The 13,900-nt window shown below is 73.0% G+C and carries 13 protein-coding genes; 8 read left to right on the top strand and 5 right to left on the bottom strand.

The window, feature by feature from the left end; translation table 11 throughout:
* Positions 1 to 40 precede the first annotated feature (40 nt).
* Genes IE257_RS11005 through IE257_RS11015 form a run of 3 tightly spaced genes read left to right on the top strand, consistent with a single transcriptional unit; the run spans position 41 to position 2,676 of the window.
* Positions 41 to 1,528 carry an MFS transporter gene (locus IE257_RS11005; RefSeq protein ID WP_229920256.1) on the top strand — a complete coding sequence of 496 codons (1,488 nt, stop codon included), beginning with the start codon at positions 41 to 43 and terminating at the stop codon, positions 1,526 to 1,528.
* Between the two features lie 45 nt (positions 1,529 to 1,573).
* A complete protein-coding gene (locus tag IE257_RS11010) occupies positions 1,574 to 2,023 on the top strand; it encodes an SRPBCC family protein (RefSeq protein ID WP_189967229.1) in 450 nt (149 codons plus the stop codon).
* Between the two features lie 47 nt (positions 2,024 to 2,070).
* A complete protein-coding gene (locus IE257_RS11015) occupies positions 2,071 to 2,676 on the top strand; it encodes an ABC transporter permease (RefSeq protein ID WP_189967231.1) in 606 nt (201 codons plus the stop codon).
* Positions 2,677 to 2,682: 6 nt separating this feature from the next.
* On the opposite strand, the gene IE257_RS11020 is transcribed toward IE257_RS11015, so the two are convergent.
* Together IE257_RS11020 and katG are read right to left on the bottom strand one after the other, a co-directional pair.
* The gene (locus IE257_RS11020) at positions 2,683 to 3,288 is read right to left on the bottom strand and encodes a hypothetical protein (protein WP_189967233.1); all 606 of its coding nucleotides are present in this window, start codon (positions 3,286 to 3,288) and stop codon (positions 2,683 to 2,685) included.
* A 202-nt stretch (positions 3,289 to 3,490) separates the two neighbouring features.
* Positions 3,491 to 5,680 carry a catalase/peroxidase HPI gene (gene katG, locus IE257_RS11025; RefSeq protein ID WP_189967235.1) on the bottom strand — a complete coding sequence of 730 codons (2,190 nt, stop codon included), beginning with the start codon at positions 5,678 to 5,680 and terminating at the stop codon, positions 3,491 to 3,493.
* Between the two features lie 180 nt (positions 5,681 to 5,860).
* Between katG and IE257_RS11030 the strand changes: the two genes are divergently transcribed.
* Complete coding sequence (locus tag IE257_RS11030; protein ID WP_189967237.1) at positions 5,861 to 6,292, top strand: Fur family transcriptional regulator; 432 nt, start codon at positions 5,861 to 5,863, stop codon at positions 6,290 to 6,292.
* 6 nt (positions 6,293 to 6,298) lie between these two features.
* On the opposite strand, the gene IE257_RS11035 is transcribed toward IE257_RS11030, so the two are convergent.
* Complete coding sequence (locus IE257_RS11035) at positions 6,299 to 7,300, bottom strand: AraC family transcriptional regulator (protein ID WP_189967239.1); 1,002 nt, start codon at positions 7,298 to 7,300, stop codon at positions 6,299 to 6,301.
* Positions 7,301 to 7,493: 193 nt separating this feature from the next.
* Here IE257_RS11035 and IE257_RS11040 point away from each other — a divergent pair, with 193 nt between their 5' ends.
* Positions 7,494 to 8,279, top strand: a complete 786-nt coding sequence (locus IE257_RS11040) for a type 1 glutamine amidotransferase domain-containing protein (protein WP_189967241.1) — start codon at positions 7,494 to 7,496, stop codon at positions 8,277 to 8,279.
* A gap of 40 nt (positions 8,280 to 8,319) precedes the next feature.
* Here IE257_RS11040 and IE257_RS11045 read toward each other — a convergent pair whose 3' ends face one another.
* Complete coding sequence (locus tag IE257_RS11045; RefSeq protein WP_189967243.1) at positions 8,320 to 9,603, bottom strand: AI-2E family transporter; 1,284 nt, start codon at positions 9,601 to 9,603, stop codon at positions 8,320 to 8,322.
* A 231-nt stretch (positions 9,604 to 9,834) separates the two neighbouring features.
* Here IE257_RS11045 and IE257_RS11050 point away from each other — a divergent pair, with 231 nt between their 5' ends.
* The 3 genes from IE257_RS11050 to IE257_RS11060 all read left to right on the top strand — a co-directional run bounded on the left by IE257_RS11050 (position 9,835) and on the right by IE257_RS11060 (position 13,177).
* Positions 9,835 to 11,889 carry an MMPL family transporter gene (locus IE257_RS11050; RefSeq protein WP_189967245.1) on the top strand — a complete coding sequence of 685 codons (2,055 nt, stop codon included), beginning with the start codon at positions 9,835 to 9,837 and terminating at the stop codon, positions 11,887 to 11,889.
* Between the two features lie 101 nt (positions 11,890 to 11,990).
* Positions 11,991 to 12,962 (top strand): nucleoside hydrolase, encoded by a 972-nt coding sequence (locus IE257_RS11055; protein ID WP_189967247.1) that lies wholly within the window; start codon positions 11,991 to 11,993, stop codon positions 12,960 to 12,962.
* A gap of 11 nt (positions 12,963 to 12,973) precedes the next feature.
* The gene (locus IE257_RS11060; RefSeq protein ID WP_189967249.1) at positions 12,974 to 13,177 is read left to right on the top strand and encodes a DUF8839 family protein; all 204 of its coding nucleotides are present in this window, start codon (positions 12,974 to 12,976) and stop codon (positions 13,175 to 13,177) included.
* Between the two features lie 10 nt (positions 13,178 to 13,187).
* Here IE257_RS11060 and IE257_RS11065 read toward each other — a convergent pair whose 3' ends face one another.
* Positions 13,188 to 13,811, bottom strand: a complete 624-nt coding sequence (locus tag IE257_RS11065) for a TetR family transcriptional regulator (RefSeq protein WP_189967251.1) — start codon at positions 13,809 to 13,811, stop codon at positions 13,188 to 13,190.
* Positions 13,812 to 13,900: the final 89 nt, after the last annotated feature.

The raw sequence follows: 13,900 nt of genomic DNA on the forward strand, positions 1-13,900 counted from the left end.
GCATGGAATGTGGACGCCGTCCGACCCGAGGCTGTGCGCCATGAACCTCGGACGCACGAAGAACGAACCCGGAACCCCACCCCGCCAGGGAGCCGCGCTCGCGGCGCTGGCCGCAGCGCAGTTCACCGTCATGCTCGCCACCTCGATCGTGAACGTGGCCCTGCCGCAGATCCGTTCAGGGGTGGGCCTGTCGGACGGCGGCACCACCTGGGTGGTCAACGCCTACGGCCTGGCGTTCGGGGCGCTGCTCCTGGCCGGCGGCCGGGCAGGCGATCTGCTCGGCCGCCGCCGTGTGCTCATCGCCAGCCTCGCGGTGTTCGCGGGAGCCTCGCTGGCGGCCGGCCTGGCCGGCTCGCCGGGCCTGCTGATCGCCGCCCGGGCCGTGCAGGGCATCGGCGCCGCCGCCATCGCACCCGCCGCACTCGCCCTGGCGATGGACCTGTTCCCGCCCGGCCCCGGACGGGGCCGGGTTCTCGGGGTGTGGGGCGCCGTCTCCGGCGCGGGCGGAGCGGGGGGCGTCCTGCTGGGCGGGGTACTCACCCAGGCATGGGGCTGGCCCTGGCTCTTCCACGCCGTCGCGCTCGGTACGACGCTGGTCCTCATCGCCGTGGCGGCGCTCGTGCCCCGGGCCGGCACCCGCGGGTCCGGGCGGTTCGACCTGCTGGGTACCGCGACCGTCACCCTCGCCCTGACCTGCCTGGTGTGGGCACTGACCGGCGCCCGCGCCCAGGGCTGGACCGACGCCGGGGTGCTGGCCGCCCTCCTGGGCGCCGCCGTGCTGCTCATGGTCTTCGTCCTCGTCGAACGCCGCCGACCGGACGCCCTGGTCCCGGCCAGGCTGTTCACGGCCGGCCGCGTCGCCGCGGGCAATCTGCTGATGGCGCTGCTGGGGTCCGTATGGATCGCGCTGTTCTTCTTCCTCCCGCTCTACCAGCAACAGGTCCTCGGCATGAGCCCGCTGGCCACCGGCGCCGGCCAACTCCCGCTGGCCGTGGCCAACATGCTCGGCGCGATCCTCGCGCCCCGAATCGCCGCCCGCATCGGCACCACGGCGACCCTGACCACGGGCCTGCTCGCCGAGGCCGCCGGGCTGCTGTGGCTGTCACGGATGAGAGCGGACGGGAGCTATCTCGTCGACGCCCTCGGCCCGAGCGTCCTGGTCGGCCTGGGCCTGAGCCTCGCCTTCGTCCAGCTCACCGCGCTCGCGGTGGACGGCGTCCCGCGGCAGGACACGGGCCTGGCTGGCGGACTGGTGAACACCACCCGCCAGGTCGGGGGCGCGATCGGTCTCGCAGCCCTCGCCACCCTGGCCGGCTCCGTCACCGCCCGCGCCGCCACGCACCAGCCCCACCTGGAAGCCCTCACCGCGGGCTACCGGGCCGCCTTCGCGGTCTCCGCCGCGGTCCTGGCCGCCACCGCACTCCTCGCGGTGCCGCTCACCCGCCCGCTGCGCTGCTCCCGCCGCGTCGCCGCGCCTGCCACCCCCTCCCCACAGGACCGGCCGGCCGAACACGCCTCCGCCACCTGATCCCGTACCCGATCCGACAACCCGACGACCGACAAGGACACATCCATGCACACCACCATCGACACCACGGCCCCCGTCGTCGTCCGCCTCTCGACGGCGATCGACGCCCCTCCCGCCACCGTCTGGGAGCTGCACACCGACATCGACAACTGGGCGGCCTGGAACGACGGCGTCGACCGGGCCCGGCTGGACGGCCCGCTGGAGGTCGGCAGCCGCTTCACCTGGCTCACCCACGGACTGAGAATCACCTCCACGCTCCTCGAACTGGTCCCCGGACAGCGGATCGTCTGGGGCGGGACGGTCGACGGCATCCTCGGCATCCACGTGTGGACCTTCGAAGCGTCCGGCGCCGGTGCAGGTGTCACCGTCCACACCGAGGAGTCGTGGAGCGGAGACCCCGTCGACGCCGCGGTCGACGAACTCACCATCGCCCTGCGGAGCTCCCTGCAGAGCTGGCTCGACAGCCTCAAGGCACGCGCCGAACAGACCGCCTGACCGTCAGCCCCGCCCCCACCACGCCGCCCCCGATGGAGGTTTCCCCCGTGTCCAGCCACACCACCCTCTCGCCGCCCGTCGTCCAGGACCACCCCACCCGCCGCCCGCGCGAGGTCGACAACCGCGCGGCCTACGTCAGCTTCGGGCTCGCCTACGTACTCGGCCACGGCGCGGCCGCGGCCTCCCACGGCGCCGCACCCCTGCTCGACCTGCCCGGCTGGCTGCCGACGGCCCTCCTCGGCCTCGGGCTCGTGACCGGCATCGCCCTGGCCACCGCCGCCGCCCTGCGGGCCCAGCACGGGGCCACCGCACCGGAGGTCCTCTCCGGCAAGCTGCTGGGTGCCGCCTGGATCACCGCCTTCACCGCGCTGTTCCTCGCCATCACCGGCCTGACCTCCGTGCTCGACCATCCGGAACTCCAGTCCGTCCTGTGGCCCGCCGGCTCCGGACTCGTCGTCGGCCTGCTCTACCTCGCGGAAGGCGCCGTACGCCGCAACGTGCTGCACTACAGCCTCGGCGTCTGGCTCGCCATCACCTCCACCGCGGCCCTCGCGCTCGCCGCCCCCGCGTTCTACTGGGTCCTCGCCGTCGGCGGTGGCGGCGCCTACGTCCTCGCCGCGGCCCTCGAACACCGCCGCCTCCACGCCCTCTGACGGCCGTCAGGGCCGCAGGCCGGCCCGCCGGAGGGCGACCTCGGACAGCTCGCCGATGACGCGCTCGTCCCCGCGCCGCCAGGCGTCGGCGAGACCGCCCGCAGGGGTGGGGAGCGCGGCGAGGTCGCCCAGCGGTCCGGTCAGGGCACGCAGGGCGAGCAGGTCGGCGCCGCCCGGCGCGTCGAACAGGCGCCGCAGGGTGATGCTGCGCCGGATCCAGCGCAGGCGCGCGGGGAGCCACAGCAGCAGGACGACGGCCACCGGGAGGACGATCAGGGCGAGCGCGGTCAGCGTGGCCAGCTGGCCGACGGCATCCTGCATCGACTGTCCGGCATCGGCGATGCCGGTACTGGCGTCGGCCGCCGACCGGAGCGGCTTCTTCAGGAGGTCGCCGACGAACGGCACGTTCGAGGCGGCGTCGCCGGCGTCGGAGAGTCCGGAGGCGAGGCTGTCGCCCGAGCTCTCGACCCTCCGCCCCGGCTCGGCCAGCATCATGATCGCGTCGTGGACGGTCAGGGCGAACCACACCGCGGCGGCCATGAGGCCCACGGCGATCAGGTCCGCGAGTACCTGGCGGTTCCGACGTGCGGGGGTCTGTGCGTAGAGGCGCATCGGCGGGCTCCCGTTCGAGTCAGGACGTCGAGGAGGTACGGGCCCCTCGGGCGGGCCCGGCCGGTCGGCAGACCGTACGCCGGGTCTCTACCCTTCCACCGGCCCCTGTGGACGAAGCGCGCACTGCCGGAACCGGGCGGGCGGGCCGGCCGACGGCCCGCCCGCCCGCCCGTCGGGCCCGGCAAGATCCGGAAGAGACGGCCTAGGCGAGGTCGAACCGGTCGAGGTTCATCACCTTGTCCCAGGCGGAGACGAAGTCACGGACGAACTTCTCTCCCGCGTCCTTCGACGCGTAGACCTCGGAGAGCGCCCGGAGCTGGGCGTGCGAACCGAAGACGAGGTCCACCGCGGTCGCCGTCCACCTGACCTCGCCCGTGGCGCGGTCCCGGCCCTCGAACACGTTCTCCGCCGACTCGGACGCCTTCCACTGTGTACCCATGTCGAGCAGGTTGACGAAGAAGTCGTTCGTCAACGACTCCGGGCGGTCCGTGAACACGCCGTGCGGGGACTGCCGGAAGCCGGTGTTCATGGCCCGCATGCCGCCGACGAGCACCGTCATCTCGGGGGCGGTCAGGTTCAGCATGCCGGCGCGGTCCAGCAGAAGCGTTTCCGGTGACAGCTTCTCGCCCGCCCGCAGGTAGTTCCGGAACCCGTCCGCCTCGGGTTCGAGGACGGCGAAGGAGTCCACGTCGGTCTGCTCCTGCGAGGCGTCCGTGCGCCCCGGTGCGAACGGCACCCCGATGTCGTACCCGGCGTTCTTCGCGGCCTGTTCGACGGCCGCGCAGCCGCCCAGCACGATCAGGTCGGCCAGCGAGACCTTCTTCCCGCCGGACTGCGCCTGGTTGAAGTCCCGCTGGATCCCTTCCAGGGCCCGCACCACCTCGGCCACCTCGGGCAGGGCGTTGACCTCCCAGTCCTTCTGCGGCGCGAGTCGGATCCGGGCCCCGTTGGCCCCGCCCCGCATGTCGGTGCCGCGGAAGCTCGACGCCGCCGCCCAGGCGGCGGTGACCAGCTTGGGGACGGACAGGCCCGCGGCGAGGATCGTGCGCTTGAGGGCGACGACGTCCGCGTCCGCGACCAGCTCGTGATCGACCGCGGGGACGGGGTCCTGCCACAGCTGGGGTTCGGGGACCCACGGGCCGAGGTAGCGCGAGACCGGACCCATGTCGCGGTGCAGCAGCTTGTACCAGGCCTTGGCGAACGCCTCGGCGAGCCGGTCCGGATTCTCGTGGAAGCCCTTCGCGATCGGCGCGTAGACCGGATCCATCCGCAGCGCGAGGTCCGTCGTCAGCATCATCGGTGCGTGCCGCTTCGACGGATCATGGGCGTCCGGCACCGTGTCCCGGGCCGCGGGATCCTTGGGGGTCCACTGCTGCGCACCGGCCGGGCTCGTGGTCAGCTCCCACTCGTACCGGAACAGGTTGTCCAGGTACCCGTTGTCCCACTTCGTCGGCTCGGAGGTCCACGCGCCCTCCAGCCCGCTGGTGACCGCGTCGACGCCGCTGCCGCTGCCGTAGGTGTTCCTCCAGCCGAGGGCCTGCTGCTCGATCGGACAGGCCTCGGGCTCGGGCCCGATGTAGTCGGCACCGACCGCACCGTGGCACTTGCCGAACGTGTGGCCGCCGACGATGAGCGCGACCGTCTCCTCGTCGTTCATGGCCATGCGCGCGAACGTCTCGCGAATGTCCCGGGCGGCGGCGACCGGGTTGGGGTCGCCGTTGGGCCCTTCCGGATTGACGTAGATCAATCCCATCTGCACGGCACCGAAGGGGCCGGAGAGTTCCCGGTCTCCGCTGTAGCGCTCATCTCCGAGCCACGTGTCCTCGGGTCCCCAGAAAATCTCCTCGGGTTCCCAGATGTCCTCCCGGCCGAAGGCGAAACCGAAGGTCTTGAAACCCATCGATTCCATGGCGCAGTTGCCGGCGAACACCAAAAGGTCGGCCCATGAGACCTTCCGGCCGTATTTCTGCTTGACCGGCCAGAGCAGACGGCGCGCCTTGTCCAGGCTCGCATTGTCGGGCCAGCTGTTGAGCGGGGCGAACCGCTGGGCGCCCGCTCCGCCGCCACCCCGTCCGTCGGCGATGCGGTACGTTCCCGCGGCATGCCAACTCATTCGGATGAAGAGCGGCCCGTAGTGGCCGTAGTCCGCGGGCCACCAGTCCTGCGACGCCGTCATCACCTCGAAGACGTCCCGTTTCAGGGCGTCGAGGTCCAGGGTCGCGAACTCCTTCGCATAGTCGAAACCGTCGCCCATCGGATCGGCCAAGGGCGAATTCTGGTGCAGAACCTGAAGGTCCAGCTGGTTCGGCCACCAGTCCCGATTCGACCTGGGGCGAGTCGGCGCGGGGGTCGGGGCATCGATTACTGGGTTCTCGCTGTCGCTGCCGGACACGTCCGTCCTTCTTCCTGTGTCGATGTTTCCATCTGCTGGCTGCTTGCGTCGGCGCGTCCGTATGGTCGCGCACCAAAGGGCCCGCCGCCGTGAGAACACGCAGAGCGTGCGCGCGTAGAAAACACTCGGAATTCGCCGCTGACGTTCTGTTGTCCCGCCGAGCCGAAAAGGTGAGCCGATATGAGTGACCTGCTGGAGCGACTTCGGGGGCGCGGCTGGCGGTTGACGTCCCAGCGGCGTGTCGTCGTGGAGGTCCTCGACGGCGATCATGTGCACCTCACGGCAGACGAGGTGCACGCCCGCGCGGCGCATCGGCTGCCCGAGATCGCCCGGGCGACCGTCTACAACACCCTGGGCGAGCTGGTCTCGACCGGTGAGGTGGCGGAGGTCTCGGTACAGGGCCGGGTGAAGCGCTTCGACCCCAACGCGCACCACCCGCACCAGCACTTGGTGTGCACGGAGCGCGGCACCGTCCGCGACGTCCGTGCGACCGGCAGGCCGGCCGATCTGCCGCCGCAGGAGCGGTTCGGCTTCGTCGTGTCCGCGGTCGAGGTCACCTACCGCGGGTTGTGCCCCGCCTGCGCCGCCGGGACGGGACGAGCGCAGCCGTGACCGTGTTCACCCGGAGCCTGCGCCCCGGGCCCGGTACGCGCCGGGCGTGATGCCCTCCCACCGGGTGAAGGCGCGGACCAGTGTCGTGGCTCCGCTCAGCCCGACGAGCGGGGCGACCCGGTCGAGCGGCAGGTCCGTGGTCTCCAGCAGCCGACGGGCCCGGCGGTGCCTGGCGGCGTCGAGGAGGGCCCGCCAGGAGGTGCCCTCCTCCTGGAGGGACCGGCGCAGGGTACGGGGGCTGAGGTGGACGCCCCGGCCCGCGTCGGCGAGGCCGGTGCCGTCGAGCGGGGCGTGGTCCAGCCACTGCCGGACCCGCTCCGCGAGGGTCACGGAGGCCGACAGTTCCCGCAGCAGCCGGTCGGCGTAGGCGCGGTGCAGGGCGCCGAGTTCGGGGTCGTGCGGGGCGCGGGGCCGGTCGAGGTCGCGGTTGGCGACGGTGATCGCGTTCTCGGCGGCGCCGAAGGCGACGGGGCAGCCGAGGACCCGGGCATACGGTGCGGCGGAGCCGGTACGGGCGTGGGTGAAGGACACCGACCGCGGCGCCCAGTCGTCCCCGGCGATCCAGCGGGCGGCCCGCACGATGCCGGTGACGACCGCCTCCACCTGCTGGGGGTGCATGGTGGCCGGGTCGACGGTCGGCCGGTAACGGACACGGGTGGCCTCGCCGCCGCGTTCCAGGGAGACCGTGCCGGCCTGGCTGACCAGGGGGTGGTAGCGGACCGCCGCTTCGGCGGCTTCCGCGAGGCTCGCGCAGGTGAGCACCACATGACCGAGGACGTGCAGGCTGCCCGGCTTGATCCCGTCCCCGACGCGGAGACCGGCGTACGGGTCGCCACCGCGGGTGCCGATCACCGTGTCCCAGAGGGCGCGCACCTCGGTGAAGGGGAGCCGGTCCGCGGGCGATGCCCAGGCACCGGGCCCGGCCGTGCCGCCGGCGCCGTCCGCCGTGGCGCTCAGGACGGCGCGCGCGTAGGACGCGGCGACGGTGGACGGCTCGATGGTGGGCACGGCGGCCAGTCAATGCCGGGGCGCGGCCGCCGTCAACCGGCCGCGGGGGCCGGGAAGTCAACGAGGTGGCCGCCGGGGTCAATGACCGGGCCCGGCGGGGCTCGTAGGGTCGGGCTGCCCGGACCGGCAGGCCGGCCCGCAGACACGCCGGTCCGCAGCCGGTTCGCCGCATGCGCACCCGAAGGAGCACCTTGTGATCGTCTTTCTGCTGCCCTCGTCCGGCTACGACCCGACCGAGGCGGCCGTGCCCTGGGCCGCGTTGCGCGACGCCGGGTACGACGTACGGTTCGCGACGCCCGACGGGCGGGTCGCCCTGGCCGACCAACGGCTGACGGACACCGGCTTCTCCTGGCTCTCCCCGTGGCTGATGACCCGGCGCGCCGAGCTGGCGGCCTACCGGCGGCTGACCGAGGACCCCTGGTTCCGTGCCCCGCTGTCCTACGCCGAGGTCGATCCGGTCGTCCTGGCGGGGCTGTTCGTGCCCGGCGGGCACGCTCAGGGGATGCGTACGCTGCTGGAGGACACGGTTGCGCAGCGGTTGTTCGCGCGGGTCTTCCTGCTGGGGCTGCCGGTGGGTGCGGTGTGCCACGGCGTGCTGCTGGCCGCGCGGGCGAAGGACCCCACGACCGGGCGGTCGGTGCTCCACGGGCGGCGGACCACGGCCCTGACCTCGCTGCTGGAACTGACCGCCTGGAACCTGACCCGGGTGTGGCTGGGCCGCTACTACCGGACCTACCCGGCGACCGTCCAGGCGGAGGTCACCGCGGCCCTCGCCGATCCGGGCCACTTCCTGGCCGGCCCGCCGCTGCCGGTCCGGGACACCGCGGCGCACCCCGGCCGCGGATTCACCGTGCGGGACGGCAACTACGTCTCCGCCCGCTGGCCGGGAGACTGCCACCGCCTGGCGGCGGACTACCTCGCCCTGGTCCGCTCGCACCGGCAGGCTCCCGCTCCGTCCACCACGGAGAGCGGGAACTGACAGGGCCCTTCGCGGCCGGCGGGCCACCGGGCAGCAGATGTCACGCGGGATCCCGGTCCGGCGCCGCCGGCGGATCCACCCGCTCCTCCCCGACCGCCACGGGGGACGGCTCCGCCGAACCGTCGTCCCCGGCGTGGGCGCGCAGGTGGCCGATCACCGTGTTGGCCACGGCTACCAGCGGGACGGCGACGACCGCTCCGCCGATGCCGGCGACCACCCCACCGGTGGCGACGGCCAGGACCACGGCCAGCGGGTGGACCCGTACGGCCCTCCCGAGGATGAACGGCTGCAGCACGTGGCCCTCGATCTGCTGGACGACGAGCACGATCAGCAGGGTCATCAGCGCGGTGAACACCCCCTGGGTGACCAGCGCGACGACCACCGCGAGGGCCCCGGACGCGACGGCGCCCACGAGGGGCACGAACGAGGCCAGGAAGATCACCACGGCGATGGGGACGGCGAGCGGCACGCCCAGGAAGTAGATGCCGAGGCCGATGAAGAGGGCGTCGATGAAGGCGACGATCAAGGTTCCGCGGACGTAGGCGGTCAGGGTGCCCCAGGCGGCCGGGCCCGCGTCTGCCACGTCCGGCCGGGCGGCGGCGGGGACCAGTTTGAGCGTCCACTGCCAGATGCGCCTGCCGTCATACAGCAGGAAGAGCGTTGAGAACATCGCCAGCAGCATGCCGGTGATGATCTCCACCAGGACGGTCACGCCCCGGAGCCCGGTCGAGGTGATCTCGCTGGTGCTGGTGCCGATGGCGTCGCTCAGGCTGCCGGCGACGTCGTTGATCTGCTGCTCGGTCACGTGGAAGGGGCTGTCGAGGAGCCATCGTTTCAGCTCCTCGATGCCTTCCTGGAGCCGCCCTGACAGGTTGTCGAGGTTGTCGAGCACCTGCCAGACGACGAACCAGCCGATCAGCCCCAGGACGACGAATCCGAAGACCGCGGTGAGGGCGGTCGACAGCCCCCGGGACAGCCTCGCCCGGTGCAGCCGGGCGACCGTCGGTTCCAGCAGGGCCGTGATCAGCAGCGCGGCCGCGAAGGCCAGGACGACGAGCCGGACCGAACCGATCACCCGCATGACGACCCACAGCGCGGCCGCGAGCACCAGGAACCGCCAGCCGGCCTCGGCCGCGACCCGTACACCCCAGGGCACCGCCCGGGCTGGGTCCGGGTCGCGCGGACGGGCCCGGCGGGCTTCCGCCACGCGCTGCCGCTCGGCCAGCAGCTCGGCCTCGTGCCGCGCCTGCACCTGCGTACGACGCTCACCGAGCGCCGCGGCGCCGTCCTTCACCCGACCGAGCCAACCATGGATCCCAGGCATCCGGAACCTCCCTCACCCCGCCGTCTGCCCCGGATCCGGGGGATCAGGCCGGTGCGGCCCGACGCGTTCGAAGCGGCGTGTCGGGCCGGGAAGTGATGCAGAAACGCTGCATGTTGCCCCTGGGGCGCCCGCACCCGGAAGGTGGCCCCCCGTACCGGGGGAGTGTCCGACTGCCCCCGGTCCCCTTCCAGGGACCCTTCCCGGTCCACCCGCACCCGTTCCAGGAGCATCATGCGCACCTCGCCCCGAGCGGCCCGGTGGCTGCTGCCCGTCCTCCTCCTCGTGGTCTGGCTTGGCGTGGGAGGGAGCCTCGGCCCCTACGCGGGAAAGCTCGGCGAGGTCTCCACCAACGACCAGGCGGCCTTCCTCCCCCGCAGCGCCGAATCCACCCGGGTCGCCCGGGCCCAGGACGCCTTCCGACAGGAGGAGTCCCTGCCGGCCGTGGTGGTCTGGACGGCGGACGGCGCCGCGGGAGTGACACCGGCCGCGACCGCCTCCGGGCGGGCCGCACTGGCCGCGCTGGAGGGCCGCCCCTGGATCGCGGGTCCGCCGTCCCCGGTCGTCGTGTCGCGCGACGGCCGGGCGATGCAGGCGGTGGTGCCCCTGGACCCCGCACTGGGCGACGAACTGCCCGCGGCGATCGCCGAGATCCGCACGGCCGGATCCCTGGTCGCGGCCACCACCTTCCACGTGACGGGACCGGCGGCCACCCGGGCCGACCTGTCGGAGGCCTTCGCCGGAATCGACGGGTTGCTGCTGGGCGTGGCACTGGCCGCCGTCCTCGTGATCCTGCTGCTCGTCTACCGCAGCGTCCTCCTGCCGCTGCTGATCATCATCGCGGCGGTGTTCGCCCTCTCCCTGGCCTGCGCGATCGTCTACGCCCTGGCGAGCGCGGGTCTGGTGCGGGTGGACGGGCAGGTCCAGGGGATCCTCTCGATCCTCGTCATCGGCGCGGCCACCGACTACGCCCTCCTGCTGACCGCTCGGTTCCGCGAGGAGCTGGGGCACACCGAGGACCGGTACGCGGCCATGCGCGCGGCCCTTCGGCAGTCCTGGGGCCCGGTCGTGGCGAGCGCCGGCACCGTGGCCCTGGGCCTGCTCGCCCTGTTCCTCAGCGACCTGACCAACAACCGGGCTCTGGGGCCCGTCGGGGCGATCGGGATCGTCTGCGCGGTGGCGAGCGCCCTCACCTTCCTGCCGGCGGCGCTGGTGCTGCTGGGACGCAAGGCCTACTGGCCGGCGCACGTGACCGCCGGGAGCGGCGCGGCCGGTATCTGGAGCCGGATCGCCGCCCTGGTGAGCGGTGCGCCCCGGCGGGTATGGGCCGTGGCCCTGGCGGGCCTGCTCGCGTGCGCCGCCTTCGCGCCCGCCCTGCACTCGGGCGGTGTTCCGCTGGACGAGATCTTCGTCAACGAGGCCCCTTCGGTGACGGGGCAGAAGGAACTCGGCCGGCATTTCCCGGGAGGGGCGGGCAATCCGGCCGTGGTGATCGCCGCCGCCGACCGGCAGACGCAGGTACGCGAGCGCGCCGCAGGCACGCAGGGCGTGGATTCGGCCGCGGTGCGGGGCGAGAAGGACGGCCTGGTACGGATCGACGTGGTCCTGAAGGACCCGGCGGACAGCGCGGCGGCGAAGGAGACGGTGGTCAGGCTCCGTGAGGCGGTGCATCCCGTACCGGGCGCGCACGCCCTCGTCGGCGGGTACACCGCCCAGGCCCACGACACGCAGAAGACGGCCGAGCGGGACCGCGAGGTCATCGTCCCGGTGGTGCTGGCCATCATCCTCGTCATCCTGGTGGTCCTGCTGCGCTCGCTGGTGATGCCGCTGCTGCTGGTGGCGACGGTGGCCCTCAACTTCTTTGCCACGCTGGGCGTCTCCGCCCTGGTGTTCCGCCATGTGTTCGGATTCAGCGGCACCGATGCGTCCGTCCCCCTGTACGGCTTCGTCTTCCTCGTCGCGCTGGGCGTGGACTACAACATCTTCCTCATGTCGCGGGTGCGCGAGGAGTCACTGCGCCGCGGCGTCCACGAGGGGGTGATCCGGGGTCTCACGGCCACCGGCGGGGTGATCACCTCGGCGGGGGTGGTCCTGGCCGCCACGTTCGCCGCGCTGGGTGTCATCCCGCTGGCGTTCCTCGTGCAGATCGCCTTCATCGTGGCCTTCGGCGTCCTCATGGACACGCTGGTCGTGCGCTCGCTGCTGGTCCCCGCCCTGGTCCTGGACATCGGCCCCGCGGCCTGGTGGCCGGGCCGGCTGAGCCGCCGTCCGAGCCGCCGTCCGAGCTGAGCCTGCGTCCGGCCCGCCCGGACAACACACCCGGGCGTTCTGGTCCGTGCACCGTCGTGGCGGCACACTGGAGCTCCACGCCCCGCAGCGTCAGGAGCGACGTGCCCGTCCCGATCATCATCGACTGCGACCCCGGCCACGACGACGCCCTCGCGATCATGCTGGCCGCCGGGGACCCGGCGGTGGACCTGCTGGCCATCACCACGGTCGCGGGCAATCAGACCCTCGACAAGACCACGCTCAACGCCCGCCGGGTCTGCACCGTCGCCGGGATCACGGACGTCCCCGTCGCGGCCGGTTGCGACCGGCCGCTCGTCCAGCCGCTCGACGTGGCGGCCGACGTGCACGGGGTGAGCGGACTGGACGGGCCGATGTTCCCGGCTCCCACGGTGGACGTGGTCCCGGAGCACGCCGTGGACCTCATCCACCGGCTGCTCGCCGAGCACCCCGAGCCGGTCACCCTCGTCCCGACCGCCCCGCTGACCAACATCGCCCTGCTGCTGACCCGGTACCCGCAGGACGCCGCCCGCATCCGGGAGATCGTCCTGATGGGCGGCTCGACGGAGCGGGGCAACCGGACCCCGGCCGCCGAGTTCAACGTCCTCACCGATCCGGAGGCCGCCGACATCGTCTTCCGCTCGGGGGCGCCGGTCACCATGTGCGGGCTCAACGTCACGCACCAGGCACTGGCCACACCCGAGGTGGTGGCCCGCTTCGTGGCCCTGGGCACGCCACTGGGGCAGACCTGCGCGGACCTGTTGACCTTCTTCGGGTCCACGTACCGCGCGTTGTGGGGGTTCCCCAGCCCGCCGCTGCACGACCCCGTCGCGGTGGCCCGGGTCATCGATCCCGGCCTGGTGCACTGCGTGGAGGCCCATGTCGCCGTGGAACTGCACGGCCGGTACACGCGTGGCGCCACCGTGGTGGACCTGCACCGCTCCACCGGCCGCCCGGTCAACGCGCGCGTGGCGACGGTCCTGGAGACCGGCCCGTTCTGGGACCGGATGATCGCCGCCGTCGCCGCGCTCGGCGCCGGGGGGCATGGGACCCGGGACCCGGGGCACACGGCGTAGGGAGGCAGTTCGTGGCTCAGGAGGTGGTGGCGGTGCGCGGTACGAAGGTGCTGGACTCCTTTCCCGCCGGTGATCCGTACGGGAGTTGGCCCGCCGAGGAGTACGCGGCCCGGTGCCGGGAGCGGGGCCAGCGGGCGACCGTCGTGATGGACCTGGACGGGGACGCCTTCCTCGTCGTGGCCCCCGACGCGGACGCGACGCGAAACGCCGCGTAGCCGCCCGCGGTCAACTCGCCCAGTGCACGCGCCCGAGATGGATCAGGCGCAGCTGGGCGAGGGCCGTGCCGGTGGCGGCCGACCAGTCCTCCTCCCGCAGTGATGCGGTCAGGAACGCCGAGGCGGTCATGAACATGTGATCCACCAGCAGTCGGGACAGCATCGTCACATCGTCCCTGTCCCAGCCCGCGCTCACCGGATCGGACCCGAGCGCGGCGCCTGTCTCGTCGGCGAGGACGTCGAGTTGCGCGGCGATGGCCTCGCGCACCGCCGGCACCCCGCCGTGCCGCTCACGGACCAGGAAGCGGACGTGCGCGGGCCGGCTGCGCACCAGTTCGGCGATGAGCCGCACCGCGGCCTCGCCCCGGCGCTCGGCGTCGCCGGTCGCGGCGAGGATCTCCCGCACCGTCCCGTGCAGGCTGGCCAGTGCCTCCTCGACCAGCACGGTCCCCAGCTCGTCCATGCCCCGGAAGTGCCGGTAGAAGGCGGTGGGGGCGACTCCGGCGGCCCGGGTGACCTCCCGGAGGCCGAGGCTGCCGAGGCTGCGCTCCGCCAACTCCGACAGGGCCGCGTCGAGGAGGGCTCGTCGGGTGCGGCGGCGCTGGGTCTCACGAAGGCCGGTCTCTGCGCTCATGACACGAAGTCAACCGCGTCACACTTGCCCGTCGCCAGCATGAGACGAACTGAACTGGGTAGTCAGTGAACAACTGTTACCTGAACGGA

The sequence above is a fragment of the Streptomyces avidinii genome (genome assembly GCF_014650695.1).
Classification (GTDB): domain Bacteria; phylum Actinomycetota; class Actinomycetes; order Streptomycetales; family Streptomycetaceae; genus Streptomyces; species Streptomyces avidinii.

Excerpts from the sequence above, each read along its gene's own strand:
- IE257_RS11050 (WP_189967245.1), top strand. The coding sequence starts at position 9,835 with ATGCGCACCTCGCCCCGAGCGGCCCGGTGGCTGCTGCCCGTCCTCCTC.
- IE257_RS11030 (WP_189967237.1), top strand. The coding sequence starts at position 5,861 with ATGAGTGACCTGCTGGAGCGACTTCGGGGGCGCGGCTGGCGGTTGACG.
- IE257_RS11045 (WP_189967243.1), bottom strand. The coding sequence starts at position 9,603 with ATGCCTGGGATCCATGGTTGGCTCGGTCGGGTGAAGGACGGCGCCGCG.
- IE257_RS11020 (WP_189967233.1), bottom strand. The coding sequence starts at position 3,288 with ATGCGCCTCTACGCACAGACCCCCGCACGTCGGAACCGCCAGGTACTC.
- IE257_RS11065 (WP_189967251.1), bottom strand. The coding sequence starts at position 13,811 with ATGAGCGCAGAGACCGGCCTTCGTGAGACCCAGCGCCGCCGCACCCGA.
- IE257_RS11005 (WP_229920256.1), top strand. The coding sequence starts at position 41 with ATGAACCTCGGACGCACGAAGAACGAACCCGGAACCCCACCCCGCCAG.
- IE257_RS11010 (WP_189967229.1), top strand. The coding sequence starts at position 1,574 with ATGCACACCACCATCGACACCACGGCCCCCGTCGTCGTCCGCCTCTCG.